Source organism: Streptococcus sanguinis (assembly GCF_013343115.1).
Lineage (GTDB): Bacteria > Bacillota > Bacilli > Lactobacillales > Streptococcaceae > Streptococcus > Streptococcus sanguinis_H.
The window spans coordinates 575,204-600,706 of sequence record NZ_CP054570.1 but is presented as its reverse complement, the minus strand read 5'-3'; the positions used below and the strand labels follow the sequence as shown (position 1 = coordinate 600,706).

Annotated in this window: 26 protein-coding genes; 6 read left to right on the top strand and 20 right to left on the bottom strand. The window is 43.8% G+C overall.

Annotated elements, in window-relative coordinates; genetic code table 11:
- Positions 1-19: 19 nt before the first annotated feature.
- The 3 genes from FOC72_RS02980 to FOC72_RS02970 all read right to left on the bottom strand — a co-directional run bounded on the left by FOC72_RS02980 (position 20) and on the right by FOC72_RS02970 (position 2,857).
- Positions 20-343, bottom strand: coding sequence for a CHY zinc finger protein (locus FOC72_RS02980; protein ID WP_032914113.1), 324 nt, complete (start codon positions 341-343; stop codon positions 20-22).
- Positions 344-415: 72 nt separating this feature from the next.
- Positions 416-1,702, bottom strand: a complete 1,287-nt coding sequence (locus FOC72_RS02975; protein ID WP_032906623.1) for a peptidase U32 family protein — start codon at positions 1,700-1,702, stop codon at positions 416-418.
- Positions 1,703-1,927: 225 nt separating this feature from the next.
- Complete coding sequence (locus FOC72_RS02970) at positions 1,928-2,857, bottom strand: peptidase U32 family protein (protein ID WP_002894978.1); 930 nt, start codon at positions 2,855-2,857, stop codon at positions 1,928-1,930.
- Between the two features lie 130 nt (positions 2,858-2,987).
- On the opposite strand from FOC72_RS02970, the gene FOC72_RS02965 reads away from it, so the two are divergent.
- Positions 2,988-3,290, top strand: coding sequence for a DUF3270 family protein (locus FOC72_RS02965; protein ID WP_002894977.1), 303 nt, complete (start codon positions 2,988-2,990; stop codon positions 3,288-3,290).
- Positions 3,291-3,417: 127 nt separating this feature from the next.
- Here the strand turns inward: FOC72_RS02965 and FOC72_RS02960 are convergent, their stop codons facing one another.
- The 8 genes from FOC72_RS02960 to FOC72_RS02925 form a co-directional block, all read right to left on the bottom strand.
- On the bottom strand, positions 3,418-3,900 hold the full coding sequence (locus tag FOC72_RS02960; protein WP_002894976.1) for a YtxH domain-containing protein: 483 nt from the start codon (positions 3,898-3,900) through the stop codon (positions 3,418-3,420).
- A gap of 15 nt (positions 3,901-3,915) precedes the next feature.
- A complete protein-coding gene (locus FOC72_RS02955) occupies positions 3,916-4,314 on the bottom strand; it encodes a DUF948 domain-containing protein (protein ID WP_002894975.1) in 399 nt (132 codons plus the stop codon).
- Positions 4,315-4,370: 56 nt separating this feature from the next.
- On the bottom strand, positions 4,371-5,156 hold the full coding sequence (lgt, locus tag FOC72_RS02950) for a prolipoprotein diacylglyceryl transferase (RefSeq protein WP_002894973.1): 786 nt from the start codon (positions 5,154-5,156) through the stop codon (positions 4,371-4,373).
- Positions 5,149-6,084 (bottom strand): HPr(Ser) kinase/phosphatase, encoded by a 936-nt coding sequence (gene hprK, locus FOC72_RS02945; RefSeq protein WP_002894971.1) that lies wholly within the window; start codon positions 6,082-6,084, stop codon positions 5,149-5,151. Before hprK ends, lgt begins: the two co-directional genes overlap by 8 nt.
- 137 nt (positions 6,085-6,221) lie before the next feature.
- Entirely contained in the window at positions 6,222-6,713 is a 492-nt protein-coding gene (locus FOC72_RS02940; RefSeq protein WP_002894968.1) for an NUDIX hydrolase, read from the bottom strand.
- 205 nt (positions 6,714-6,918) lie between these two features.
- Positions 6,919-7,194, bottom strand: coding sequence for a PspC domain-containing protein (locus FOC72_RS02935; protein ID WP_032907817.1), 276 nt, complete (start codon positions 7,192-7,194; stop codon positions 6,919-6,921).
- Between the two features lie 138 nt (positions 7,195-7,332).
- Entirely contained in the window at positions 7,333-7,770 is a 438-nt protein-coding gene (locus FOC72_RS02930; protein ID WP_002894964.1) for a SprT family protein, read from the bottom strand.
- The gene (locus FOC72_RS02925; RefSeq protein ID WP_002894963.1) at positions 7,757-9,889 is read right to left on the bottom strand and encodes a Tex family protein; all 2,133 of its coding nucleotides are present in this window, start codon (positions 9,887-9,889) and stop codon (positions 7,757-7,759) included. The genes FOC72_RS02930 and FOC72_RS02925 overlap by 14 nt, the downstream gene beginning before the upstream one ends.
- A gap of 178 nt (positions 9,890-10,067) precedes the next feature.
- Here FOC72_RS02925 and FOC72_RS02920 point away from each other — a divergent pair, with 178 nt between their 5' ends.
- From FOC72_RS02920 to zwf, 4 genes are all read left to right on the top strand, one after another.
- Positions 10,068-10,205, top strand: coding sequence for an SPJ_0845 family protein (locus FOC72_RS02920; protein WP_002894961.1), 138 nt, complete (start codon positions 10,068-10,070; stop codon positions 10,203-10,205).
- Entirely contained in the window at positions 10,202-11,107 is a 906-nt protein-coding gene (locus FOC72_RS02915; RefSeq protein WP_002894958.1) for a permease, read from the top strand. Before FOC72_RS02920 ends, FOC72_RS02915 begins: the two co-directional genes overlap by 4 nt.
- Positions 11,104-11,922: a TIGR03943 family putative permease subunit gene (locus tag FOC72_RS02910; protein ID WP_002894956.1), complete on the top strand. Its 819-nt coding sequence runs from the start codon at positions 11,104-11,106 to the stop codon at positions 11,920-11,922. The genes FOC72_RS02915 and FOC72_RS02910 overlap by 4 nt, the downstream gene beginning before the upstream one ends.
- Positions 11,923-12,096: 174 nt before the next feature.
- Positions 12,097-13,557 carry a glucose-6-phosphate dehydrogenase gene (gene zwf / locus FOC72_RS02905; RefSeq protein WP_002894953.1) on the top strand — a complete coding sequence of 487 codons (1,461 nt, stop codon included), beginning with the start codon at positions 12,097-12,099 and terminating at the stop codon, positions 13,555-13,557.
- 49 nt (positions 13,558-13,606) lie between these two features.
- Here the strand turns inward: zwf and ftsY are convergent, their stop codons facing one another.
- The 9 genes from ftsY to yycF all read right to left on the bottom strand — a co-directional run bounded on the left by ftsY (position 13,607) and on the right by yycF (position 24,393).
- The gene (gene ftsY / locus FOC72_RS02900; protein WP_002894952.1) at positions 13,607-15,127 is read right to left on the bottom strand and encodes a signal recognition particle-docking protein FtsY; all 1,521 of its coding nucleotides are present in this window, start codon (positions 15,125-15,127) and stop codon (positions 13,607-13,609) included.
- A gap of 3 nt (positions 15,128-15,130) precedes the next feature.
- On the bottom strand, positions 15,131-15,949 hold the full coding sequence (locus FOC72_RS02895) for a Cof-type HAD-IIB family hydrolase (protein ID WP_002894948.1): 819 nt from the start codon (positions 15,947-15,949) through the stop codon (positions 15,131-15,133).
- Positions 15,949-16,743 carry a Cof-type HAD-IIB family hydrolase gene (locus tag FOC72_RS02890; RefSeq protein ID WP_002894947.1) on the bottom strand — a complete coding sequence of 265 codons (795 nt, stop codon included), beginning with the start codon at positions 16,741-16,743 and terminating at the stop codon, positions 15,949-15,951. The genes FOC72_RS02895 and FOC72_RS02890 overlap by 1 nt, the downstream gene beginning before the upstream one ends.
- A gap of 1 nt (position 16,744) precedes the next feature.
- Positions 16,745-20,281, bottom strand: a complete 3,537-nt coding sequence (smc, locus tag FOC72_RS02885) for a chromosome segregation protein SMC (protein WP_002894944.1) — start codon at positions 20,279-20,281, stop codon at positions 16,745-16,747.
- Positions 20,272-20,970 (bottom strand): ribonuclease III, encoded by a 699-nt coding sequence (gene rnc / locus FOC72_RS02880; protein WP_002894942.1) that lies wholly within the window; start codon positions 20,968-20,970, stop codon positions 20,272-20,274. The genes smc and rnc overlap by 10 nt, the downstream gene beginning before the upstream one ends.
- 121 nt (positions 20,971-21,091) lie before the next feature.
- On the bottom strand, positions 21,092-21,451 hold the full coding sequence (locus FOC72_RS02875; RefSeq protein ID WP_002894940.1) for a DUF454 family protein: 360 nt from the start codon (positions 21,449-21,451) through the stop codon (positions 21,092-21,094).
- A gap of 91 nt (positions 21,452-21,542) precedes the next feature.
- Positions 21,543-22,343 (bottom strand): exodeoxyribonuclease WalJ, encoded by an 801-nt coding sequence (locus tag FOC72_RS02870; protein ID WP_002894939.1) that lies wholly within the window; start codon positions 22,341-22,343, stop codon positions 21,543-21,545.
- A gap of 9 nt (positions 22,344-22,352) precedes the next feature.
- Positions 22,353-23,699, bottom strand: a complete 1,347-nt coding sequence (vicK, locus tag FOC72_RS02865; protein WP_002894938.1) for a cell wall metabolism sensor histidine kinase VicK — start codon at positions 23,697-23,699, stop codon at positions 22,353-22,355.
- Positions 23,692-24,393 (bottom strand): response regulator YycF, encoded by a 702-nt coding sequence (yycF, locus tag FOC72_RS02860; protein ID WP_002894937.1) that lies wholly within the window; start codon positions 24,391-24,393, stop codon positions 23,692-23,694. Before yycF ends, vicK begins: the two co-directional genes overlap by 8 nt.
- Positions 24,394-24,732: 339 nt before the next feature.
- Here yycF and FOC72_RS02855 point away from each other — a divergent pair, with 339 nt between their 5' ends.
- A complete protein-coding gene (locus FOC72_RS02855; protein ID WP_002894934.1) occupies positions 24,733-25,494 on the top strand; it encodes an amino acid ABC transporter ATP-binding protein in 762 nt (253 codons plus the stop codon).
- Positions 25,495-25,503 lie beyond the last annotated feature (9 nt).

Genomic DNA, 25,503 nt, shown 5'->3' with positions numbered 1-25,503 from the left:
ATCCAGCTGGATGGAAGAGTTATTTGTTTGTCTGAAAATAAATTGATCGATGCTTCTTGCATCCTGGATTAAAAGGATGATTACAGATAGGACAGGCATCCTCACAGCCAAGGTACTGAGAAATAGTCAGCTCTGTCCTGCAATGTCCGCAAAGAACTACTCGATCTTCTGACCGACTCATGGGATAGGCCAGAAAAGCATGGTCTTCGTAGCGGTCATGGCAGAGAAAGCAAGGATAGTACTTCTGACAAGCAAAGCACTTAAGGGCTATGATATCTCTTTCACTGTGATAATGCTGGCAGCGAGTCTCCTCATCAAGAATATCTCCGTAAACCTGAATCACGTTATTTCCTCTCTGAAAACCTCTATTCATAAAAATGGCTTTTAGATTAAAAAGCCACCTATGAATAAAATATTAAGCTCGGACGGTCACGCTAGTGCCATCTTCCTTGTAAAGATTAATCAAGCCTTCCTTTCGAGCCCGCACCATATCGCCAGCCTCTACGGGCTGCTCCAAGTGAATGGTCAGGAGTTCCATCGGATTAGGAGCCCGATCAATTTTGTTACCGTCAGCATCTCGAAGGTCTGTGATAAAGGTTTCAAAATGACGGAAGCCCGGTCCGTAAAACTCAACCTGATCTCCTTCATGAATAACATTTCGCTGACGAATAGTCGCTGTCTGACTGTCTGCGTCATAAGCTACTACTTCAGCTACAAATTTGTATTCTGGAATCTTGCGTCGCGCTCCGAAAAGCTGCTCATTTTCAGTTGGAGTATGATAGTAGAATCCTGTGGCCAATTCACGTTGAGCAACCTTCCACATCTCATCGACCAAATCCTGCTTGATAGCTTCGAACTTTTCAGGACTTTCTAGATAAGCATTCACAGCTGCTTTATAGCAGTTAGTCACCGTAGAAACGTAATGAATAGACTTCATCCGTCCCTCAATCTTCAAGCTATCCACTCCATTTTCAATCATGTCTGGTATGCGGTCAATCATGGACATATCAACTGCGGACATGGAAAATTCTTCTGGAACTTCACCCTTCAAGCTCTTACGTTCTTGACCAAAAGGCATGTCGTAGAGGTCGTATTTCCAACGACAGGATTGCGAGCAGCCTCCACGATTGGCATCGCGCATACTCATGTGGTTGGATAACGTACAGCGGCCGGAGTAAGAAATACACATGGCTCCATGAACAAAGGCTTCTATTTCAACGTCAGTACGTCGGCGAATCTCAGCCAGCTCAGCCATAGAAACTTCGCGAGCTAGGACAACGCGAGTCAGTCCTAAATTCTTCCAAAATTCAAGCGTTTCATAGTTGGTCGCACTGGCCTGAGTTGATAGGTGGATTTCCAGACCAGGTGCTTCTGATGCTGCAATAGCAATCAAAGCTGGATCTGAAACAATGACAGCCGCAATCCCGATGTCTCGCAAACGGCGGAACCACTCACCAGCTCCCTCTTCATTGCCCTCGTGCATGACCATATTGGCCGCGACATAGACCTTGGCACCATAACTAGCCGCAAACTGAACCCCTTCTTCCATCTGTTCAAAGGTAAAGTTCCCAGCTCGGCTGCGCAGACCATAGGCCTGTCCGCCAATAAAAACAGCATCTGCTCCATATCGAACAGCTACTTTTAGCTTTTCCAAAGTACCAGCAGGTGATAACACCTCTGGTCGTTTCAACTTTCTTGCCATCATTTTCTCCTATTTGCAATATAAAAGTGTTGATGTCTAATCCTTATTATTTTATAGTAATTTACCCCTAAAAGCAAGGTTCTTTGAATTATTTTCACAATTCTAATTTTCAGATTATTCGAATTAATTCAAAAAATATTTAAAAATATCTATTTTTTAACCCTAATTTATAAATGTTTTTTATTCTCAAAAAAGAACTCCTAAAAAGAGTTCTCGTTTCTAATTTTATTTTACCATATCAGGGTCATAATCATAAAATCCGGTATCGAGAAAACGATTTTTCGGATGCAGTTTGTGAATCGCCTCATCCAGCACAAAGGCTTGATCTGAGCTAAACTTGCCTGCTTCAATCAAATCCCTTGCCTCTACAAAAATCTTAGCAATCTCGACAAAGTTGTGACCAGGTGTGTAGAGACCTTCCAACTTCCAGTGGCAGAAGCCATGGTCAACCAACTCTATCAGCTTGGTCATCAAATCCAAGTCATTATTGGCAAAAATATGAGTACCATGATTGTCCTCAAAAATCGAGTAATGGCTCTGCGGATCGCTTGGTTCCGCCAGAAAGAGGTCTCGCTCCCGTGTCTTTTCATCATCGATATGAGTAAAATTATAGTAATTCTGCAAAAGAGGACGCTTGGAGTGATGGATGACACTAGCTCCGTAAACCAAGACTTCAGCAGGAATTTCCAGAATCTCTGGCATCTTAAAAAGCTCAGCAGAAGGAATCTCACGCGCTAGGACAGCTTCTGAAACTCCTGCGTTCTTAGCCCAAAAATTAATCTGACGGCTGCTGGTAACCATGGTCGAGGCATCGTAAATAGTCTTTAATTTGTAGCCATCTCGCTGCAGCACATAGAAAACACCAGCATCTCCAACGGTAATATAATCTGCTCCAATCTCCTGCAAGAAATCAAGGTAGGGCTTGATATTATCCATCATTTCCTGATGCATGAGCGCGTTCACTGCAACGGTCAACTCTTTTCCTGTCTGGTGAACTAAGTCAGAAATTCGAGTTAATTCGTCTAAACTAAAATTATGAGGCAAACGAAGGCCATAATTTTTCTCACCGACATAAATTCGATCGACATTTGCCTCCAAAAGTTCTTCAACTTGTTCTATACTTTCAGCTGTTGCTGTAATAATTATCTTTTTCATACAACCATTATAGCAAAAAAATATAAAGGAGTGGTTTTTCATTCGAATTTATTCGTTTTGTAATCCTTTTGTAATATTTAAAACTGCAAAAAAATGGTAGAATTAGAGGGTACTGTAAGGAGAGAGAATTATGCACGTAAGAAAATACCAACAATATGATGACCCAACTGACTACTACTATCAAGAAATTGAATCTGAACAAACACCACTCTATCAAGAATACCTACCTGAAGCAGAAACATCACCAAGATTAAGTGAACTCTTTTTCTTCTTAAATATTGCTGTTTTCTGTGTCTTGACAGTTTTGTTTAGCTTTGTATTTTTGAGTTTAAAAATGAATACATTTATGTCCTTCACTTTGGCCATTGCTTCTAGCTTGATTAGCATTCAATCTTATCGCCTGTTCGCAAAGAAACGCCAAACTAGCAAATAAACCAACCCTGTGATTCTACGATTTTAAAATAAAAATATAAGAAGAAACCGAAGACGCCTTATGTCCTTGGTTCTTTTTTCGTTCTTGTAAACAAAGAAGACTAGCAATTTTGCTAATCTTCTTTATTTTATTTTTCTTCTTGATTATCAGTTTCAACAGCCTTCTCTTCTTGTCCTTCTGTCACTTCTGCTCCGAAGTCAATGATGATTTCTTCTGAAGGTTCCTCTTCTTCCTCTTCGAAGATCACAGGTTCTTCCTCAGCAAAGCTGCTTTCTTCTTTATCAAATTTTTCTTTGATTTCGTTAAACTTATCTTGCGAGTAGTCAACTACTGACTTTGTCGTTTCTTTGACCGATTCGATGACTGTTTCAGTTGTAATCTCGCCTTTCTCAACTTTTTCTTTGGTTTGTTGGATTGCGCTGACAGCTTGATTTGAAAAGTCTTTAGCAGACTGAACGACAGCTTCGTGAATATCATCAGGATTTTCTTGGTATTCCTTAACAAAGTCCCGAACCTTATCTGTCGTTTCCTTTCCTTTCTTACTGGTCAGAAAATAGGCAGCAGCTGCACCTGTAACGGCGCCCAATAACAGTGATGAAAATTTTCCCATAATAGACCTTCTTTCTTATTTTTTAAACAATTTTGAAGCAAAACGCAAAGCAGATAAACCAGCTGTTGTCTTGACAGATCCCTTACCAACAGACACAGCTTTTTTACTCAGCGTGCGTGCCTGAACGTTTAAATCTGAAACAGACTCAGACAGGTCCGCTACAGCTGTAAACAAAGGATCAATAGTTGCGACTTTTTGATTGATGTCGTCAGTTAAAACATTGACCTTGGCCAGCAAATCATTGGTTTGATGAAGGGTCACGTTAACATCAGAAGTCAAAACCTTGATGGTATTTTCAGTTTCATCAAGCATCTTACCAGCTTTCTCGCCCAGATTTTTGACTGTTATCGTCAAATAAATCACGAAGATAATGAGGGCAACCGCCAGTAAAGCATAAGCAATTTCAATTATCATATTTCTCTCCTTTCATCGCTGACATCTCTTAGAAGAGTCAACGGATCTATTATTTCTTATTCTTGATAATAAGGGGCTTTCTTTTTTCTTTGGTAAATGATGATGCCGATTCCGACAAAAATAAGAATCAGCGACAGCCATTGGGAAACACGCAGACCAGCAAACATGAGGCTGTCCGTCCGCATACCCTCAATAATCATCCGACCAAATCCATACCAAATTAGATAGAAGGCGGCGATTTCTCCCTGTCTCAGCAACTTAGGCCGACGGCGGAGAACAATAATCAAGATAAAACCAATCAGATTCCATACAGATTCATAGAGGAAGGTTGGCTGTCTGTAGCTGCCCTCGATATACATATTTTCACGAATAAAGCTAGGCAGATAGTCCAAACTCTTAACTGCCGCACCATAGGCCTCATGGTTGGCAAAATTTCCCCAGCGACCAATACTCTGGGCAATCATCACACTTGGTGCTGCAATATCCAGAAAATCAACTGGATGAATCAGCCTTCTCCGACAGAAAAAGTAGAGAACGATAGCACCAGCTATCAGCCCACCGTAAATGGCAATCCCGGCTATTCCGCCATTCCAAAAATCAATGATTTTTATCAGATTCTTACCGTAATAATCCCATTCAAAGGCCACGTAATAAAGCCGGGCACCCACGATGGCTACGGGAAAAGCCACTAGGATAAAATCCAAAATATCATCAGGAATAATCTTCCGACGCGGAGCCTCTTTCATGGCAAGATAAACGGCTAAAACTAAGCCCGTGACAATACAGATGGCATACCAGCGAATACTGATAGGTCCTAGTTGGATAGCTACTGGATCAATCATGTTTCACCTCATTCCGGCTAATTAAATCGGTGAGGCGCTCTTCAAATATCTTTGTAGCATCATAGCCCATTTGCTTAGCTCGATAGTTCATCGCCGCAGCCTCAATTACGACCGAGATATTGCGACCAGTCTTTACAGGAATTCGAATACGTGGAATTCTGACACCTGCAACCTCCAGCTCCTCTGTATCATTACCTAGACGGTCAAAAGTTTTTTGAGTGTCGTAATTCTCCAAATAGACAGCTATCTGAACTTGAGAAGAATCTTTGACTGCACTGGCTCCGTATAAACTCATGACATCGATGATACCAACACCACGAATTTCCAATAGGTGGCGCAGGATTTCAGCTGGCTCTCCCCAAAGAGTCACTTCATCCTTAGCATAGATATCCACTCGATCGTCCGCAACCAAACGATGGCCACGCTTAACCAATTCAAGCCCAGTCTCACTTTTACCAATTCCACTGTCCCCTTGGATGAGAACCCCCATGCCATAGATATCCATCAGAACCCCATGAACACTGGTTCTCTCAGCTAGCCGAGAATCAAGATAACTGGAAATTTCTCCAGACAAGCGGCTAGTAGAGGCTTTGCTTCTAAGAATAGCAACCTGCTTCTCATCAGCCGCATCAATCATTTCTTTAGGAATCTCTAAATTTCGAGCAATGATAACCACCGGCGTCTCAGGCTGGAACATTTTCAGCAGTACTTGATGGCGATTATGAGAGCTCATCTTCATCAGATAAGACCACTCTTTCATCCCAATCAGCTGTATCCGCTCGGGTGTATAAAAATCAAAATATCCAGTCATTTCAAGTCCAGGCCGAGAAATATCTGAAGTTTTAATTTCTTTCTCCAGTAAAACTTTATCTCCGTACTCCTGAGACAGACGAGACATTTTTAAGAGGTCTTTGACCTTTACTGACATTGTCTTCTCCCTTCAAATTTGTCTGCTTCTATTATAGCAAATTTTTACCTCAAAAGAATCTTTAAGATTGATTTTAGGTCGAAAAAATATTTTGATTTAAATCAACTTTTAGTAAAAATAAAAAAACAGCTGAGACATCAATTGATCAGGCTGCCGAGAATTTTCTTTTGGTTCTTAAAACAAGGATGGTTTTCTACAAAATCTGGGACCTCTTCCAGAGGCAACCAGACATGAGCATCTGTTTCGCCTTCCTGATAGCGGACTTGACTCTTATCGCCAGACACAACCACTTCATAGTAGTCGAAATGGCACTGATCTTTGACAGAGCACACCTGCTCCAAAAGTCTGATGCTGTCAGGAACCAGGCCTGTTTCTTCTTCTAATTCACGTAAGGCGGCTGTCAGACTATCCTCTCCAGCCAACACACTCCCTCCTGCTCCGAACTCATAGTAGCCAGGATAGAGACTTTTATTTGCTGACCGCCGCATAAAGAGAATATCACCATCCTGATGGCGAACCAAGACATTAACACAGAGATGAAACTGTCCTTCAGGAATTTTTTCTCCTCGAACCAGGAGATGAGGGAGTTGATTTCGATTTAAGTCATAGGCATTCCAAACTTCTGTCATATTTCCTCCTTGAATAAATTGCTAATATTTTGGTGATGTTTTTAAGTGTCAGTTTACCTGGTTTTCTATCCTGCTTCTTTTTTAGATTTTATCTAAAAGAAGCAAGCAGAAAATAAATCACGGCATAGAAATGTCTTACTAAAACATTCCCTACTTCAAGTAAAAAATCGGGAGTGCATCCCGAAATTTTCTATTTTATTAAGAATTACCAAAACCAACCGTCTTTATCATCTTCGATAGCTTCCGCTTCTTTTCGTTTGCGTGGACCAGTTCCGTACATTTCTTCTTCTATGTCTTCTTTATAGGGCATAACCATAGCCAGCAGGATATAGATGAGAATTCCCAAGCCGAAATTGACCACAGTAAAGATAATAAAGAGGAAGCGCACCAAGCTCAGATCAAAATCAAATTTATCACATAGACCGGACAAGACACCGGAAATCAGTCGATTCTTTTTCAACTTATAGAATTTCACGTTCATGATAGAGACCTCAATGATCATATTTACTTTATTCTACCATATTTCATGAGAAAACAATCGGGCCAAAGGCTGATTATACCTTAGAAAATTCATTCTTTTGAAAAAGAGAGTTCTTCAAGGAACTCTCTTGCTAATCTATCAAGCTTTCTCTGACAAACGAAGCTTGCCCATACAGCGTCCGCAACGGTATTTTTGAAGATTGACTCTACGTCTACGACGGATAAGTGCTCCGCAGCTCAGGCATTCATAGACGAGAAAAGATTGCGAATCGGACAAGGATGGAGCGTAACGTAGACCATCAACTCGCTTGAGCAGGTCTTTAAAATCTCGATCCCCATGGCGGTAACCTTTGCCTCGATAATAAAGGTGATAGTGAGCCAGCTCATGGCGGACAATTTTTCGGAAGGTCTCCAGCCCAAAAGTTTCATATATTTTGGGGTTAAAATCCAGGTGGCCGTCTTTAGGAAAGAAGCGTCCCCCCGTAGTGCGGAGACGCTTGTTCCAATAAGCTTGGTGGCGGAATTCCCAGCCAAAATCTTCAACTGAAACCTGCTTGACATAGTTAGTTAGATTCATTTGGTGCTATCAGAGAGAGGTTGACCTTCTCCCGCTCCACATCCAGTTTATCCACCCAGACTGTGACTAAGTCGCCAACAGATAGTACCTGACTAGGATGCTTGATATAGTCTGTACTCAGCTTGGAGATATGAATAAGACCGTCTTCGTGGATACCGATATCCACAAAGGCTCCGAAATCGACGACATTCCGGACGACACCTTCCAGTTTTTGACCGATACGTAGGTCCTTGATATCCAAGACATCCTGCCGCAGAACTGGCGCGTCAAAGGAATCACGCAAATCTCGGCCAGGCTTAAGCAAATCCTCAATAATATCTTTGAGGGTTTCTTCTCCCAAGCCTAGCTCTGCAGCCAAACTAGCAGTCTGAACAGCTTTTAACTTAGCTTGGGCAGCTTCATCCAAACTGTTGATTTCCAGACGCTTAAAGAGCTCCTCCACAGCCTTATAAGACTCTGGGTGAACGCCCGTATTGTCTAGCAGGTTATCACTCTCGGGAATACGCAGGAAGCCGGCTGCCTGTTCAAAAGCCTTTGCGCCCAGACGCGGCACTTTCTTGATGGCTTCGCGAGACCGAATCAAACCTTCCGTTTCTCGGTACTTAACAATATTTTCTGAAATAGTCTTATTGAGACCAGCTACATGAGCCAGCAGGGCAGGACTTGCGGTGTTGATATTAACTCCGACCTGGTTGACCACGGTATCAACGACAAAGTCCAAACTTTCAGACAGTTTTTTCTGGCTAACATCATGCTGGTACTGACCAACCCCGATCGACTTAGGATCAATCTTAACAAGCTCTGCCAAAGGATCCTGCAGACGGCGGGCAATGGAAATAGCTGAACGCTTTTCAACCGTCAAATCTGGAAACTCATGACGAGCCAGTTCACTAGCAGAGTAGACAGATGCTCCGCTTTCATTGACGATGACATAGCTGACATTCGGATGAGATTTCAAAACTTCTGCTACAAAGGCTTCGCTTTCTCGGCTGGCAGTTCCATTTCCGATGGCAATAATTTCCACACCAAACTGCTCAATCAGCTCTGACAACTCTTTCTTAGAAGCTTCAATCTGAGCTGGCTTTGCTGGCGCTACTGGATAAATAACATGAGTCGTCAGCATTTTTCCTGTCGCATCGACAATAGCTAGCTTGGCTCCTGTCCGAAAGGCTGGGTCAAAGCCCAGTACTACGCGACCTTTGAGAGGGGCAATCAGGAGAAGATGGCGGAGATTATCTGAGAAGAGCTGAATCGCACCATCCTCAGCAGCCTCAGTCAGCTCGGTCCGAATACGGCGCTCCATAGCTGGAATGATTTTCTTTTTAACTGCTTGCTGGACAGCTTCGATAATATAGGCATTTTTCACCTTGAAGCGTACTTCAAAGAAGCGCAGGATTTTCTCAAGATTGTGCTCAAAACCAACCTTGAGAATACCTAGCTTCTCACCACGATTAAGGGCCAGTGTCCGGTAGCCTTGCATAGTCGCTACTTTTTCGGAAAAATCATAATAAATCTGGAAGACCTGCTTTTCATCCAAATCACCGTCTTTGAGACTGGATACGATAGAAGAATTGGTCTGCATCTCGTGGTAGGTCCAAGCCCGCAGCTTGGTGTCTTCAGAAATCGCCTCGGTCAGAATATCCACTGCTCCAGCAAGAGCAGCTTCTGCTGTCGGAAAGGCTTCACTAGTCAGTTTCTCAGCTTCTTCCTGCAAGTTAGCCGCATCCTGTAGGATGAGGCGGGCCAAAGGAAAGAGACCTGCTTCACGAGCAATTGTAGCCTTGGTACGGCGTTTCTCCTTATAAGGCAGATAAAGTTCTTCCACATCAGCCAGCTTTTCAGCAGCCTCAATCTCAGAGCGCAACGCATCCGTTAGTTTTCCCTGCTCCTCAATTTTAGCTAAGACCGTCACTTTTCGCTCTGCCAAAGCAGTCATGCTCTTATCTAAGTCAATGATCGCCTTAATCTCGACCTCGTCCAGATTTCCTGTCATTTCCTTACGGTAACGAGCAATAAAAGGAATCGTATTTCCCTCAGCGGTCAGATCTAGGACCTGTGATACTTGGCTTTCTTTAAGACCCAATTTCTGGGCAATTTTTTCAATATTTATATTTTCCATAACAATCCTATTATATCACAAGTGCTTTGAAAGATAGGCAGTTTTAGAACTATTTAGTACTATTTGTACAAAAAAATTTAGGGTAAATTAACGACAAATGGTCTCTTATGTCTCAAAATTTCATTTTTTGATAATTGGTAGTATAATAGAATTATTATTTTAGAAATGAGGTGCCTTTATGGCTGTGAAATTTACTAGATCAGATGATTTGGACAAAATGTTTGAGGAGTTTGCGACCCTGCCCAAAATTGAAAAGGTAGAGTTCCCTGAGGAAGACAAGAAAAAATCTAAAAACGAGAAGGATAAGAAAGAATGAGCTTCTTCTCTCAGCTACCTGCCAGTGTCCTGCAAGCCGGAGCCATTTTTCTCTCTATTATCATTGAGGCTCTGCCTTTTGTCTTGATTGGAAGTATCATTTCTGGCTTTATCGAGGTGTATGTCACGCCAGACAAGGTTTATCGTTTCCTGCCCAAGAACAAATGGGCTCGGATTTTCTTTGGAAGCTTGGTTGGTTTTGTCTTCCCCTCTTGCGAGTGCGGAATCGTTCCCATTATAAACCGGTTTCTGGAAAAGAAAGTTCCCAGTTACACGGCTGTGCCTTTTCTGGTAACGGCTCCAGTCATCAACCCCATCGTACTCTTTGCGACCTACTCAGCTTTTGGAAATTCCTTCCGAATGGCTCTGCTTCGTGCTTTAGGTTCTATGGTCGTGGCTATTCTTTTAGGGATTTTTCTGGGCTTCTTTGCAGATAGCAATATCCAAAAAGAAAATCGCAAGGCTGTTCATGAGCATGATTTTTCACATCTCAGCAAGGGACAAAAGTTTTTTCAGGTCTTTGTGCAGGCCATTGATGAATTTTTCGATACAGGTCGCTATCTGGTCTTTGGCTGTCTCTTCGCCAGCCTGGTCCAAGTCTATGTGCCAACCAGAATCCTGACCTCCATCAGCTCAACACCAGCTGTTGCTATTCTTCTGCTCATGCTGCTATCCTTCCTGCTCTCACTTTGCAGCGAAGCTGATGCTTTCATCGGGAGCTCCTTGATTGCTAGCTTCGGCTTATCGCCAGTCTTAGCTTTCTTGGTCATTGGGCCTATGCTAGATGTCAAGAATTTGCTGATGATGAAAAACTACTTTAAGACGCGCTTTATCTGGCAATTTATCAGCCTGGTTACCGTCATTGTCTTTCTTTACTCTTGGCTTGTGGGGGTGGTGCTATGATTCGATTTCTAATCTTAGTCGGCTACTTTGAGATTACCATGTATCTGCAGCTGACGGGCAAGCTTAATCAATATATCAATCTCCATTACTCCTATCTGGCCTACTTGTCTATGATTCTGTCTTTTGTCTTGGCAGTCGTGCAGCTCATTATTTGGATGAAGAAGATGGAGGTCCACAGTCATTTAAGCACTCGCTGGGCCAAGTTTGGCAGCGTGCTGCTCCTAGTCATTCCGCTCTTTGTGGGAATTTTCTTTCCAACTGTAACCTTGGATTCGACAACAGTTTCGGCTAAAGGATTTCATTTCCCACTGGCTGAGGGAACTTCAACTGCTATTCAGCAGGACGAAGGAACTACCAGTCAATACCTGAAGCCGGACACTAGCACCTACTTTACCAAAGGGGCTTACGAAAAAGAAATGCGGGCAGCCGCCAAGAAATATGTCAAGCAAGATACCATTCAGGTCACAACTGAGAACTACATGGAAATCATGGAGGTCATCTATGATTATCCCGACGAGTTTGTAGGCAAAACGCTGGAGTTCACTGGCTTTGTCTACAATGACCCCAGCGACCAGAAGAGCCAATTTCTCTTTCGTTTCGGTATTATCCATTGTATCGCCGACTCAGGTGTCTATGGCCTCTTGACGACTGGAAATACCCAGCATTTCGAGAATAATACCTGGATTCATGCCAAGGGAAAAATTACTATGCACTACCATAAAAGTCTGGGACAAAGCCTTCCAACTCTAGAAGTTGAAAGCTTTGATAAGGTAGAAAAACCAGACAATCCTTACGTTTATCGGGTATTTGAATAAAGAAAACGAGGCTGGCACAATTGTGTCTAAGCCTCATTTTTTATCTTTGAATATGTTTCAAGCAGCAGTCACTTTCTTTCTATTTATCTCTCTTTTCAGAAACCGAATTTCTGAATACAATCTTTAGAAAAATTGTGATAAAATAGAGACATCATTTAGAAAATAGGTATCAGGATGTCTTCAAAAGTTATTGTAACAATTTTCGGAGCCAGCGGTGACTTGGCCAAAAGAAAACTCTATCCATCCCTCTTCAGGCTCTATAAGTCTGGCAATCTTTCCAAGCATTTTGCAGTTATTGGAACAGCCCGCCGGCCTTGGAGCAAGGAGTATTTTGAGTCTGTCGTTGTCGAAGCAATCGCTGATTTAGCTGACAGTCCAGAGCAAGCCCAAGAGTTTGCCAGCCACTTCTACTATCAAAGCCATGACGTACAGGATACCGAGCACTACATTGAGCTGCGCAAGCTTCAAAATCGACTCAATGAGCAATACCAAGCTGAGCACAATAAACTCTTCTTCCTGTCCATGGCTCCGCAATTTTTCGGTACCATTGCCAAACATCTCAAGTCTGAAAACATAGTAGATGGCAAAGGATTTGAACGTCTGATTGTTGAAAAACCTTTCGGGACAGACTTGGCAACTGCCAGCCAACTTAACGAAGAACTCTTGGCAGCCTTTGATGAAGAGCAGATTTTCCGTATTGACCATTATCTAGGCAAGGAAATGATTCAGAGCATCTTTGCTATCCGCTTTGCCAATCTTCTCTTTGAAAATATCTGGAATCGTGACTACATTGACAATGTCCAGATTACTTTTGCAGAAAAGCTAGGTGTCGAAGAACGTGGTGGCTACTATGACCAGTCCGGTGCTCTACGAGATATGGTTCAGAATCATACCTTGCAGCTCCTGTCACTCTTAGCTATGGACAAGCCGAAAAGCTTCAGCAAAGAGGATATTCGGGCAGAGAAAGTCAAGGTTTTTGAGCGCTTGGTACAGCCCGACAAAGAAGACCTAAAACGCTTCTTTATCCGCGGTCAGTATAAGTCTGGCACGGTCAAAGGCAAGAAATACATCTCTTACCGAAGCGAGCCTAATGTTAATCCTGACTCCATGACCGAGACTTTTGCTTCAGGGGCTTTCTTTGTAAATAGCGATCGTTTCCGTAATGTTCCATTTTTCTTCCGGACTGGTAAACGCCTCACTGAAAAAGGCACTCTTGTTAATATCGTCTTTAAGCAGATGGAGTCTATCTTTGGTGAGGAATTAGCACCGAATGTTCTGACCATTCATATCCAGCCAACTGAGGGCTTTTCACTCAGCATGAATGGCAAAGAGGTCGGTGAGCGCTTCAGCCTAGCTCCCCTCTCTCTGGACTATCGAACAGACGCAACAGCCAGCGGTGCTTCCCCTGATCCTTACGAAAAATTAATCTTTGACGTCCTTAACAATGACTCAACCAACTTCAGCCACTGGGATGAAGTCCGCTCCAGCTGGGAGCTGATCGATCAGATTGAAGAGCTCTGGCATAGCAACGAAGTGCCTCTCCATGAGTATCCTGTCGGTTCTATGGGACCAGATGCTTCCTTTGAACTCCTTAGAGAATTTGGAGCTGACTGGCAGTGGTCTCCAAACAAGTAAGATTTAAAAATTACTCATAAAAAACCAGTACTCGTACTGGTTTTTTGTTTTATACCAAGCCTTCAAGCAGGCCTTTCATAAAGTTCTCTGAGTTAAACTCACCGATATCATCAATCTTTTCTCCAAAGCCAATCAGCTTCACTGGAATATCCAATTCCTGACGAATGGCTAGCACAACCCCACCTCGAGCTGTTCCATCAATCTTCGTCAGTACAATTCCTGTGACTGGGGTGATTTTAGAAAATTCCTTGGCCTGAACCAGAGCATTCTGACCGGTTGAAGCATCGAGAGCTAGGAAAGTTTCATGTGGCGCTTCTGGATCCACCCGCTTAATAATGCGGCCAATTTTCTCCAGCTCCGCCATGAGATTGTCCTTATTTTGCAGGCGGCCAGCCGTGTCAATCATAAGAACATCAACCTGCTCTGCCTGAGCACGCTCCATACCGTCATAGACTACACTGGCAGGATCACTCTTCTCTGGACCAGTCACTACAGGAACATCTACACGACGACCCCATTCAGCCAGCTGAGCTACTGCTCCCGCTCGGAATGTATCTGCTGCTACCAACATGACTTTCTTGCCTTGTTGTTTGTACTTATAGGCTAATTTACCGATAGAGGTCGTCTTACCGACTCCGTTGACCCCAACAAAGAGCATGACAGTCAGACCATTTTGGAAATTGATTTTTTCATTAAAGCGGCCATCTTTCTCATAAATGTCCACCAATTTTTCAATAATCAGCTGGCGTAGAGCAGCTGGTTTTTTAGCATTTTCCAGACGGGCTTCATAGCGTAGTTCCTCAGTCAGACTGGAAGCTACCTGCACCCCTACATCACTAGTGATGAGCAGCTCTTCCAAGTCTTCGAAGAACTCTTCATCTACTGAGCGGAAATTAGCAAAGAAGGCATTGAGCCGTGCTCCAAATCCTGTCCGAGTCTTCTTTAGGCTGCGGTCATATTTTTCCTGAGTGGATTCCTCTTGAGGAAGTTCAGCAGGCTCTTCTGTAGCTGCTGCTTCTGATTCTTCAGCAACATCAGCTGCTTGATCGACCTGTTCTGATTCTGTTAGTGGAACATCTTCTGTTTCTGGCTCAAACTCACTATTTGAATCAGTTGCCACCTCGTCATAAGAAGTTGCTTTATACTCAGTATGAGATGATGCTTCATCCGAAAGATCTGCTTGTTCAACAAGTTCTTCTACCGTTTCGTCACTGCTCTTGGAATGGTGCTCTTCTAGAGTTTCTTCAGTCTGAGTTGCTCCTTGAGCCACTTCTTGATTTTCTGCAATAATTTCTCTTTCATGCTCTGGCTCCTTGCTTTCTTCTTGGATAGCTTGAGATGCTGGCTCTTCAACATCAGCCAAACTATCTTTTGTATCCGAAATTTGGTCATCAAGTTGCTGCTCGCCCTGATAGAACTGAACAGCTTCCGCTTCAAGATTTTCTCCTGCTTCTGGAACAGGCGCTGTTTCTTCTTCAAGCTCGTCAATGTTTTCCAATGCTTCCTTGACAACTTCGTCAATTGGTGGTTCTTGTTTTTTTCGGCCGAAAAGGCGGTCAAATAATCCCATCAGCTAATCCTCCTTTAGTATATATTCTTCAATAGCCCAAGCCACTGCATCCTCATCATTGGTCATAGGTGTCACCACATTGGCTGCTTCTTTGACGATGGCTACTGCATTCTGCATGGCTACTCCCAGACCAGCCCACTCAATCATAGAAAGATCATTGGCTTCATCACCACAGGCCATGACCTGACTTCTCTCAATGCCTAAATGGGCAATCAGTTTCTCCAGACCATTAGCCTTATGCACATTTTTCGGTGACCACTCCAGCAACATTTCTCTAGATTTGAAAATCTCATAGCGCTCAAATAATTCTGGAGAGATTTGCTCAATAGCAGCATCCAGTGGTTGTTGAGCATAAGCAGTGACACATTTATTATAAGTCTGCTGACTGGACAAATTACTGAAATCAATAGACTCAAAGGTTAGAGCAGGATTGAACTGGGCATAAAGCGAGTCTTGATCGGACTGAATCTGATAGACAAGTCCTTCGCAGATAGCATCAAGAGGGATATGGAGCTTGTCTGTCTCCTCGTAAATCCGGGCCACATCATCATAAGAAAAGACCGTTTTATCAAGGATTTCTCCAGTGTTGCGCTGAACAAGACCACCATTAAAAGTAATGGTGTACTCATCCTCTCGACCGTCTGTTCCCAGCTCATGCAGGAAAAAGTCCATGGCCTTGAGGGGACGACCAGTAGTCAGAACTACCTTAACTCCCTTATCCTGAGCTGCTTTTAGAGCTGCTAAATTGCGGTCAGAAATCTTCTTGTCTGAATTCAGAAGAGTTCCATCCAAGTCCAGAGCAATCAGTTTTATATCTGCCATTATAATCCCTCCATGTAAGTGATAACCGACTGAGCATCATGGTGACCGATGACTTCCTTGGCGACTTCTAAAACCTCAGGGCGAGCATTTTCAGTCGCAATCGGATAGCCAGCCACCTGCATCATGTGCAAATCATTGAGATTATCACCAAAAACCATAACCTGAGAAAGATCTATATCTAGCTTCTTGGCCAGCTCAACAATGGCAACCCCCTTATCCACATGGTCCAGAACGATGTCAATGGACTTGTAGCCAGTTGTCATGGCCTTGACTCCATCAATATTCTCATTGACCCAAGCTTCACCAGCTGCGACTTGGTCCTCAGCAAAATTGGTCGTAAACTTGAAAATTTCATCGTCGATATCAGTCAGGCTAGCTACTTTTTGAATGTTTTCATTATAATGAGCACTGAAGGAAAGATAGGTCGGATCCACAGTCTCCAAGACATAGCAGGCACGTTTGCCCGTCAAAAGCAGCTCGTTGACATTGACATAGGGAGATTCCTGCAGCTTGTCAAAAACCTTGAGGTAAAAGTCCCGAGGCATAGTTGCTTCATAGAGATCCTCGCCGTGAAATTCCACCAAACTGCCGTTTTCAGCAATAAAAATAATCTCATTGCGCACTTCCTCAAACAACTTTTCCAGCGACAAGAGGCCCCGCCCGCTGGCTACGGCAAAATACATGCCTTTTTCTTTGAAGCGAGTCAAAACATGCTTGAGCCGGTCCATATCAAACTGACCTTTACTGTCCAAAAAGGTGCCGTCCATATCCGTTGCTACTAATTTTATACTCATTTTACATACTTTCTAAATCTTTTAACTTGACCGAGACAATCTTGGAAACCCCAGACTCCTGCATGGTAACTCCGTAAATAGAGTCTGCAGCTGACATGGTTCCCTTACGGTGAGTGACCACGATGAACTGGCTGTCCTTGTCAAATCGATTGAGATAATCCCCAAAGCGTTTAACATTAGCCTCGTCCAGCGCTGCTTCTACCTCATCCAAGATGACAAAAGGAATGGTCTTAACACGGATGATAGAGAAAAGCAGAGCCAAAGCTGACAAGGCCTTCTCGCCACCGCTCATCAGATTGAGCGACTGGATCTTCTTGCCGGGAGGCTGCACGGAGATTTCTACACCAGCCGTCAGCAAGTCTCCCTCCGTCAATATCAAGTCTGCCGAACCACCACCAAACATCTGTCGGAAAGTCACCTTGAAGCTTTCACGAATGGCTTCAAAGGTTGATTTAAAGCGTTCCTTGACTTCGTCATTCATCTCTTCAATCGTCTCTAAGAGCAGATTTTTAGCTGATAGGACATCGTCTCGCTGCTCGTTGAGGAAGTTCAAACGGTTGCTGACTTCTTCAAACTGCTCAACTGCTTCCAGATTGACTGGACCTAAAGCTCGAATGGCTTTTTCTAGATCCTTAACCTGACTTTCAGCAGCTGGCAAACTTTCTAACGGACGAGCCTGGCTGCTTGCTTCTTCAAAGCTCATCTGATAGTCATCTGTCAGATTGCTTGCCAGACGGCGCATGACATCCATGAGCTTATCCTTTTCTGCCTCTGCCTTGGCTTGCCGACGAATCAATTCTTCATTTTGATGGCGGGCTTGCTCCAAACGACTGGCAATATCGTCAGACTGACCTTCCAGATCTTCAAGCTCAAATTTCAGACGAATCAGTCTTTGATCCAGCTCACTCTTTTCTTGCTTGGCGGCCTCTAATTGCTCTTCCAGAATCGTAATATCCACCTTTTGCAAGCTGGACTGCTCCTTTTGCTCCATCAAAAGTTCCAAGGTCGCCTGCTCTTTTGCAAGGCTGGCTTTTTCCTCGGACAGACGCTCCAAGTCATTCTTTTCAAAGCGTTGGTTGGAGGTCAACTCTGTTCGCTGGAGCTTGAGTTCAGCTAGACGAGAGGAAAGCTTGTCGAAACGAGCCTGAACAGCATCTTTGTTCGACTTAACCTGCTCTATTTCTGCAGTGATATCCGTTTTTTCTTGCACAATCTCAGTCAAGCGGGCCTGCAGTCGGTCTTTCTCTTCTGAAATATCCAAAGCAGACTGACCAGCCAACTCTTGCTCCTGTAGATTTTTCAGACTTGTGAGTTCTTCTACACGCTTGGCCAACTGTTCATAGGCTAGATTAGCCTTTTGCTCAGCCAAGCGAGCTTGCTCACCGTCTGTCTTGATTTGTTCCAATACCTGCTTAGCCTGACTTAGCTGGTTTTGCAGAATTTGCACTGCTTCTTCCTGCTCTTTCAAGCTGATATTTTTCTGCTTAATCTCTTCAAGCAGAGCATCTAGCTCCGGCTTGATAAAGATAGTATTGTTGTTGCGGTTGGCACCACCAGCATAAGATCCGCCAGTCCGAAGCTCTGTTCCATCCAAAGTCACCATGCGAACCTGATAGCGCACTTGATGAGCCGCTGCTCGGGCATGCTCCACTGTATCAAAAATAGCGGTCGTTCCCAGCAGATTTTGAAAAATGCTGTCTAACGATGACTCATAGGTGACCAAAGAAGAAGCCAGTCCCAGAAAACCAGCACTTTTTTCAATCGTAGCACGGTTATGGTCAGGCAGCTGACGCGGCTTGATGGTTGTTAAAGGCAGGAAGGTTGCCCGGCCAGCTCGATTTTTCTTCAGAAATTCGATAGCCCGAGTCGCAGCCGCCTCATCTTCTACGATGATATTCTGACTGCTGGCTCCCAACGCAATTTCCAGCGCTGTCTGATAGTGGGGATCGAAGCTGAGTTTTTCGCTGACTGCTCCAACAATGCCACCCAGTCGGCCAGCTTCCTGCAGCACACTCTTGACCCCAGCATAGAAATTGCTGTGATTTTTGAGAATGGCTTCCAAACTATTAGAACGTGCCTGCTTGTTTTTGAGGTCGTCCAAAAGCTCAAACATCTTAGTCTGCTGATGCTTATAATCAGCCTCTAGCTTCTCTACCAACTGAACCTGACTTTGGTAGTCTGCTAGTAGATTCTTGAGGGCTTGGCGAGCAATTTCCAACTCCTCCAAACCAGCCTGCTCCTGAGTCTGACTAGCTTCCAAATCAGCCTGTAGCTTAGCATAGTCTGCTTTCTTGCTCTCAGCCAATTTAAGCTCGCTAGCCAGCTGGCTCTCCAGAGAAGTCAAGTCATTAGAAAGATTTGCCTCTTCCTGCATGAGCTTGACATACTGCTCACGCAGATGCTCAATCAGCTGATCTGGATCATCTGAAAAGTCTGCTAATTCTGCTTCCAAAGCAGCGATAGACTCCTCATTGTCAGTCAGTTGGGCAGCTATTTGGCTCAATTCAGCCTGCTTGTCTTCTATGTTGCTTTCTATCTGAGCCAGTTTTTCTGACAAAGCAGCCAAACGCTCTTCATTTTCCCGGCGGCTCGTCGCTGCCTGACTGGACTCCAACTTAGAAAGATCAATCTGACGCTCCAAATCACTGATTAAGCGGGTCAATTCCAGCAAACTAGCTTGATCATCAGACAAAGTTTGATTGAGCTCATGGCGCTTGGCCTTCAAGGTTTGGTTTTCAACTTCCAGCTCATCTCGCTTGCTGTAGTAGGCTGCCAGCTCCTGCTGGATATTCGTCAAATCTTCTTCAGCCTTGATCAACTTTTCCTTATTAGCTGTCAGCTGAGCGACCAAAACATCCAAGTAAAGCTCTCGGCGCTGGCCATCCAGACTCAAGAAGCGCTTAGCAGTTTCAGCCTGCTTCTCCAAGGGCTTGACCTGGCTCTCCAGCTCGTAGATAATGTCTTCCAGTCGATCCAGATTATCCTGAGTTTGACTAAGCTTGCTTTCCGTTTCCTTACGACGTGTCTTATACTTAAGCACTCCAGCAGCTTCTTCAAAGATTACCCGACGTTCCTCTGGCTTGCTGTTGAAGATTTCCTCAACCTTCCCTTGGGAAATGATGGAGAAGGAATCTCGTCCCAGTCCAGTATCCATGAAGAGATCATGGACATCGCGCAGACGGACCTTTTTGCCGTCAATCTTATACTCACTATCACCGCTGCGGTAAATGTGACGCTCCACCCGAATCTCATTGGCAGCATCCTTGATAAATTGGTCACTGTTGTCCAGAACCACTACCACGGATGCGTAATTGAGTGGCTTGCGGGTTTCTGTTCCCGCAAAAATCACATCGGGCATCTTGCCGCCCCGCAGACTTTTCACACTGGACTCTCCCAAGGCCCAGCGCAGGCTCTCCGTAATATTGGACTTGCCGGAACCGTTTGGCCCAACAACCGCTGTCACTCCCTGATCAAAGACAACTTTAGTCTTATCAGCAAAAGACTTGAAGCCCTGAATTTCAATTTCCTTTAAAAACATGAAGAACTTTCCTTTTCAAATGCGTTTTTAGCAGCTTCCTGCTCGGCCAGCTTTTTAGAACGCCCCTGGCCTTGACCGGACTTGCGGCCATTGATAAGAACAGCCACCTCGAAATTTTTTGCATGAGCCGGCCCTGTCTCAGAGACGACCTGATAGGTAATTTCCACATCACCATTAATCTGCAGCAACTCCTGCAGCTTGGTCTTATAGTCCGTCACCCGCTCAAAATCTCCCGCTTCCACCTTAGGAATCATGACTTGATAGAGAAAGCTTTTGACTGCTTCCACACCCTTATCTAAGAGCAAGGCACCTAAAAAGGCCTCGAATAAATCCCCTAAAATCGTATCACGATTCCGTCCGCCAGACTTCTCCTCACCGCGTCCCAGCTTGATAAAATGATCAAACTGACAATCACGGGCAAAGCCTGCCAGGCTCTCCTCCCGAACAATCATGGAACGCAGCTTGGACAAGTCGCCCTCTGGTCTCTTAGGATACTTGGTATAAAGATACTCCGAAATAATCAGTTGCAGAACAGCGTCTCCTAAAAATTCCAAGCGTTCATTGTGTGAAATTTTTAAGAGGCGGTGCTCATTGGCATAGCTCGTATGGGTAAAAGCTGTTTCCAACAAGGTCTCATCAGAGAAAACCAAGTCAAACTGCTCCAGCAATGCTTTTTTCAAATTTTCCATTACTATTTTACATCATGCTGACTTCAGTCAGATAAGCAGCACGATACCTTTTCCTTTCCAAAGATATACAGTCTCTATTATAACAAAAAACAGGCGCAAACGCACCTGCTGACAATGATTTCTATTCCTTATCTGGAATTACTTTAAACAAATAATAGGTGATAAAAATGGTCAGACCCAACAGTCCAATCTTGACCCAAATAATAGGCGCTAGAAAAATGGAAATCCCCATCAAGATATAGATGGAAATAATAATCTTTTTCTTTCGCTCCTTGGCAATCGTTCCCGTCTCTCGAAAATCTGCCACATAGGTCTGATACATCTTTGTATGATAGAGCCAATTCTCAAAACGCTTGGAACTGCGTGAAAAGCAGGCAATGGACAAGAGAAGAAATGGTGTCGTCGGCAGGAGAGGAAGAAAAATTCCCAAAACACCTAACCCTAAAGATAATAGACCTATCACAAAGTAAATTGGTCGCATACAAGCTCCTTTGCAAAATAAAACCGTTACTTTTTAAATATATAATGGATATCGCACTAGAGCAATAAAACCAAACCTTTTGCTTTGATTTCTAAATACTCGTCAAAGGTGTCGCGGTATCAGGCGAGGTATCATAGACCTGGAAATCGTGGCCGACTGCCATATCGGCTTGAGCCAGTTGATTGACCATGGTCATGTGAGCCAATTCCTTGATATTATTTTCCTTACTGAGATGCCCCAGATAGATTCGCTTGGTGCGATTGCCTAGAGTCCGAATCATGGTCTCTGCTCCATCTTCATTGGACAAGTGACCCATATCCGACAGAATTCGCTGCTTGAGACTCCATGGGTAGGCACCGCTGCGAAGAATTTCAATATCATGGTTGCTCTCAATCAGGTACCCGTCGGCATTTTCGATAATCCCAGCCATCCGGTCACTGACATAGCCCGTATCCGTCAGCATGACAAAACTCTTGTCATCCTTCATAAAACGGTAAAATTGTGGACAGACTGCGTCATGACTGACACCAAAGCTCTCCACATCCAAGTCTCCAAAGGTCTTGGTCTTTCCCAATTCAAAGATATGCTTTTGGCTCGCATCCAGCTTGCCCAAGTCCTTTTCCATAGCCTTCCAAGTGGCCTCATTAGCATAAATATCCAGATGATACTTGCGGGCCAATACACCAACACCATGAATGTGATCCTTGTGCTCATGAGTCACTAAAATAGCATCCAAATCCTCAGGCTTGCGGCCAATTTCGCCCAACAAACTAGTAATTTTCTTGCCTGATAAGCCAGCGTCAACCAGAATCCGCTTTTGGTCTGTTTCCAGATAGAAACAATTACCGCTTGATCCTGACGCCAGAATACTGTATTGAAATCCTTTAGTCATGTTTACTTTCTATATATCTTCATTATCCCAGTCGTCATCCCGGACACCATCATTCTCATAAGGCAAGACAATGGTAAAGGTCGAGCCCACACCATACTCACTCTTAGCCCAGATAAAGCCCTGATGCTGCTTGATAATTTCCTTGGCAATAGCCAGCCCCAGACCTGTTCCGCCCTGTGCGCGACTGCGTGCCTTGTCCACTCGATAAAAGCGGTCAAAAATCTTAGGCAGGTCCTGCTTGGGAATTCCCAGACCTTCATCCGCAATCGAGAGGATCAACTGCTCATCAGTTGTCTTGATGGAAACAGTAATGGTTCCACCATCTGGCGAATACTTGATGGCATTGTTCATGATATTATCAATCACCTGGGTCAGCTTATCTGTATCAATCTCCACCCAGATCGGTGTTATAGGATAATCACGGATAATCTCATATTTCTTGGTCTCGTCTTGATTTTTTATCTTGTCAAAGCGATTGAGGATAAAAGTGATAAAGGCTGTGAAATTCGTCAGTTCCACTTCCAGATGACTGGTCTCATTGTCGATACGGGATAGACTAAGCAAGTCCGTCACCATCCGCATCATGCGATTGGTTTCATTGAGCGATACCTTGACAAAGTCCGGTGCTACTGGCTCAGACAAGGCTCCCTCATCCAAGGCTTCCAGATAGGACTTGACACTGGTCAGCGGAGTCCGCAACTCATGGCTGACGTTAGAGACAAAGAGGCGACGCTCCCGCTCTTCCTTGTCCTGCTCGGTCGTATCATGCAGGACAGCTACCAAACCAGAAATGAAGCCCGACTCCCGCCTTACCAAGGCAAAGCGAACCCGCAAGCTCAAGTACTCACCATTTTCATCCTGAGAATCTATCGTCAGCTCAGGAACATTGGTAATTAGATCCCGCAAATCATACTCGTCTGAAATCGAAAGCAGATCCAAAATACTCATATTTTGGACCTCATCTCTCTTAACTCCCAACTGCTTGGTTGCCATATCGTTGATAGTAATAATCTGTCCCCGGCGGTTGGTCGCAAGCACGCCATCTGTCATATAGGACAGGATACTGGAAAGGCGTTTTGTTTCTTGCTCAAGGTTTTCATGTGTCAGTCGAATGACCTCTGAAAGATCATTGATACTGTTGGTCATATCTGTGATTTCCGGACTTCCCTGCATGTCCAGCACTTCAGAATAGTCACCTGCAATCAAATCTTTAACCTTTTGATTAAGCTGTACAAGCTTTTGGTTATCCCGGCGATTTTCCAATAAAAGCAAGGCCACAACTACAATGAAGCCGATAATAATGATTGCAAAGACAAAATCCGCAGAAATCACAAATTGTTTAATTGCTTCAATCATTATTTCTCATATAATAGCCAACTCCGCGGCGAGTCAAGATATACTCAGGACGGCTTGGCGTATCTTCAATCTTTTCACGCAGACGGCGAATCGTCACATCCACTGTACGGACATCGCCAAAATAGTCATAGCCCCATACTGTTTCCAGCAAGTGCTCACGTGTCATGACCTGACCGATATGTGTCGCCAAATGGTGAAGCAGTTCAAACTCACGGTGGGTCAGCTCCAGCTCCTTGCCATGCTTCTTAGCAACAAAAGCATCTGGCAAAATCTGCAGTTCTCCAATGGTCAACTCGTTCGGGCCACTTTCTTCTACTTGGTTTTCCACAACAAGGTCTGCCCGACGAAGAAGTGCCTTGACACGCGCCTGCAGCTCACGATTTGAGAAAGGCTTGGTCACATAGTCATCTGCACCGATTTCAAGGCCGATAACCTTGTCAAACTCACTGTCCTTAGCAGACAATACAATAATCGGAACATTGCTGGTCTTGCGAATAGTCCGAGCAACTTCCAGTCCGTCCACTTCCGGCAGCATCAAGTCCAGAATCAAGATGTCTGGCTGTTCTGCTTCAAACATTTCCAAGGCTTCCTTGCCATCAAAGGCAGTCAAAACCTCATAGCCTTCTTTGGCCATATTAAACTTAATAATATCTGAGATTGGCTTCTCATCATCTACAACTAATATTTTCTTCATATGTTCACCTTAACATAAGATTGGGATTGAATCAACTCCATGATAGAAAAGTTGTGACATAGTCAGCTAAGTCGTCCTGCATCAAAACGTGCAAAAGGCAATCTAGTTTGCCTAGCTAGACTCCCAATCCAATTTTATTTATTTATATAGTCTTATTATACCAAAGTTTTCTTAAAAAACACTAATTCAAGCCATTTTTATTCCACATTTGTAGAAAATGGACGATTCTCATCAAAAAAATTTCTCTCTTAATAAAAATAGTCATTTTTATTCAATTTGACAGTTTATTTATTCTATGGTAAAATCTATGTCATATTATCTAACACAAAGGAGAAAGATATGGCTTTAGTTGAATTTAAAAATGTCGAAAAGTATTACGGAGACTACCATGCTCTGCGCAATATCAATCTCAGTTTTGAAAAAGGACAAGTAGTCGTACTGTTAGGACCATCTGGCTCAGGAAAATCTACTCTTATCCGTACAATCAACGCTTTAGAAGGTATTGATCAGGGGAGCTTGATCGTCAATGGCCATGAGATCGTGAACGCTGCTGCCAAAGATCTGGTCAACTTACGCAAAGAAGTCGGAATGGTCTTTCAACACTTTAATCTTTACCCCCACAAAACGGTGTTAGAAAATGTCACTTTGGCGCCTATTAAAGTTCTAGGAATGGATAAACAAGAAGCTAAAAAAATCGCTCAAAAATATCTAGAATTTGTCAACATGTGGGACAAGAAAGACTCTTACCCAGGCATGCTGTCCGGTGGACAAAAGCAAAGGATTGCCATTGCCCGTGGATTAGCCATGCACCCTGAGCTCCTGCTCTTTGATGAACCGACTTCTGCCCTGGACCCTGAAACAATCGGGGATGTTCTGGCTGTTATGCAAAAATTAGCCAAAGACGGCATGAACATGATTGTGGTCACACACGAAATGGGATTTGCCCGTGAGGTTGCTGACCGTATTATCTTCATGGCAGACGGTGAGGTGTTAGTGGATACTACTGATGTTGATGCTTTCTTTGACAATCCTACCGAACCCCGCGCTAAGCAGTTTCTCAGTAAAATTATCAACCATGAGAGTGATAACGTGCTTTCTTAAAAAGGAGAA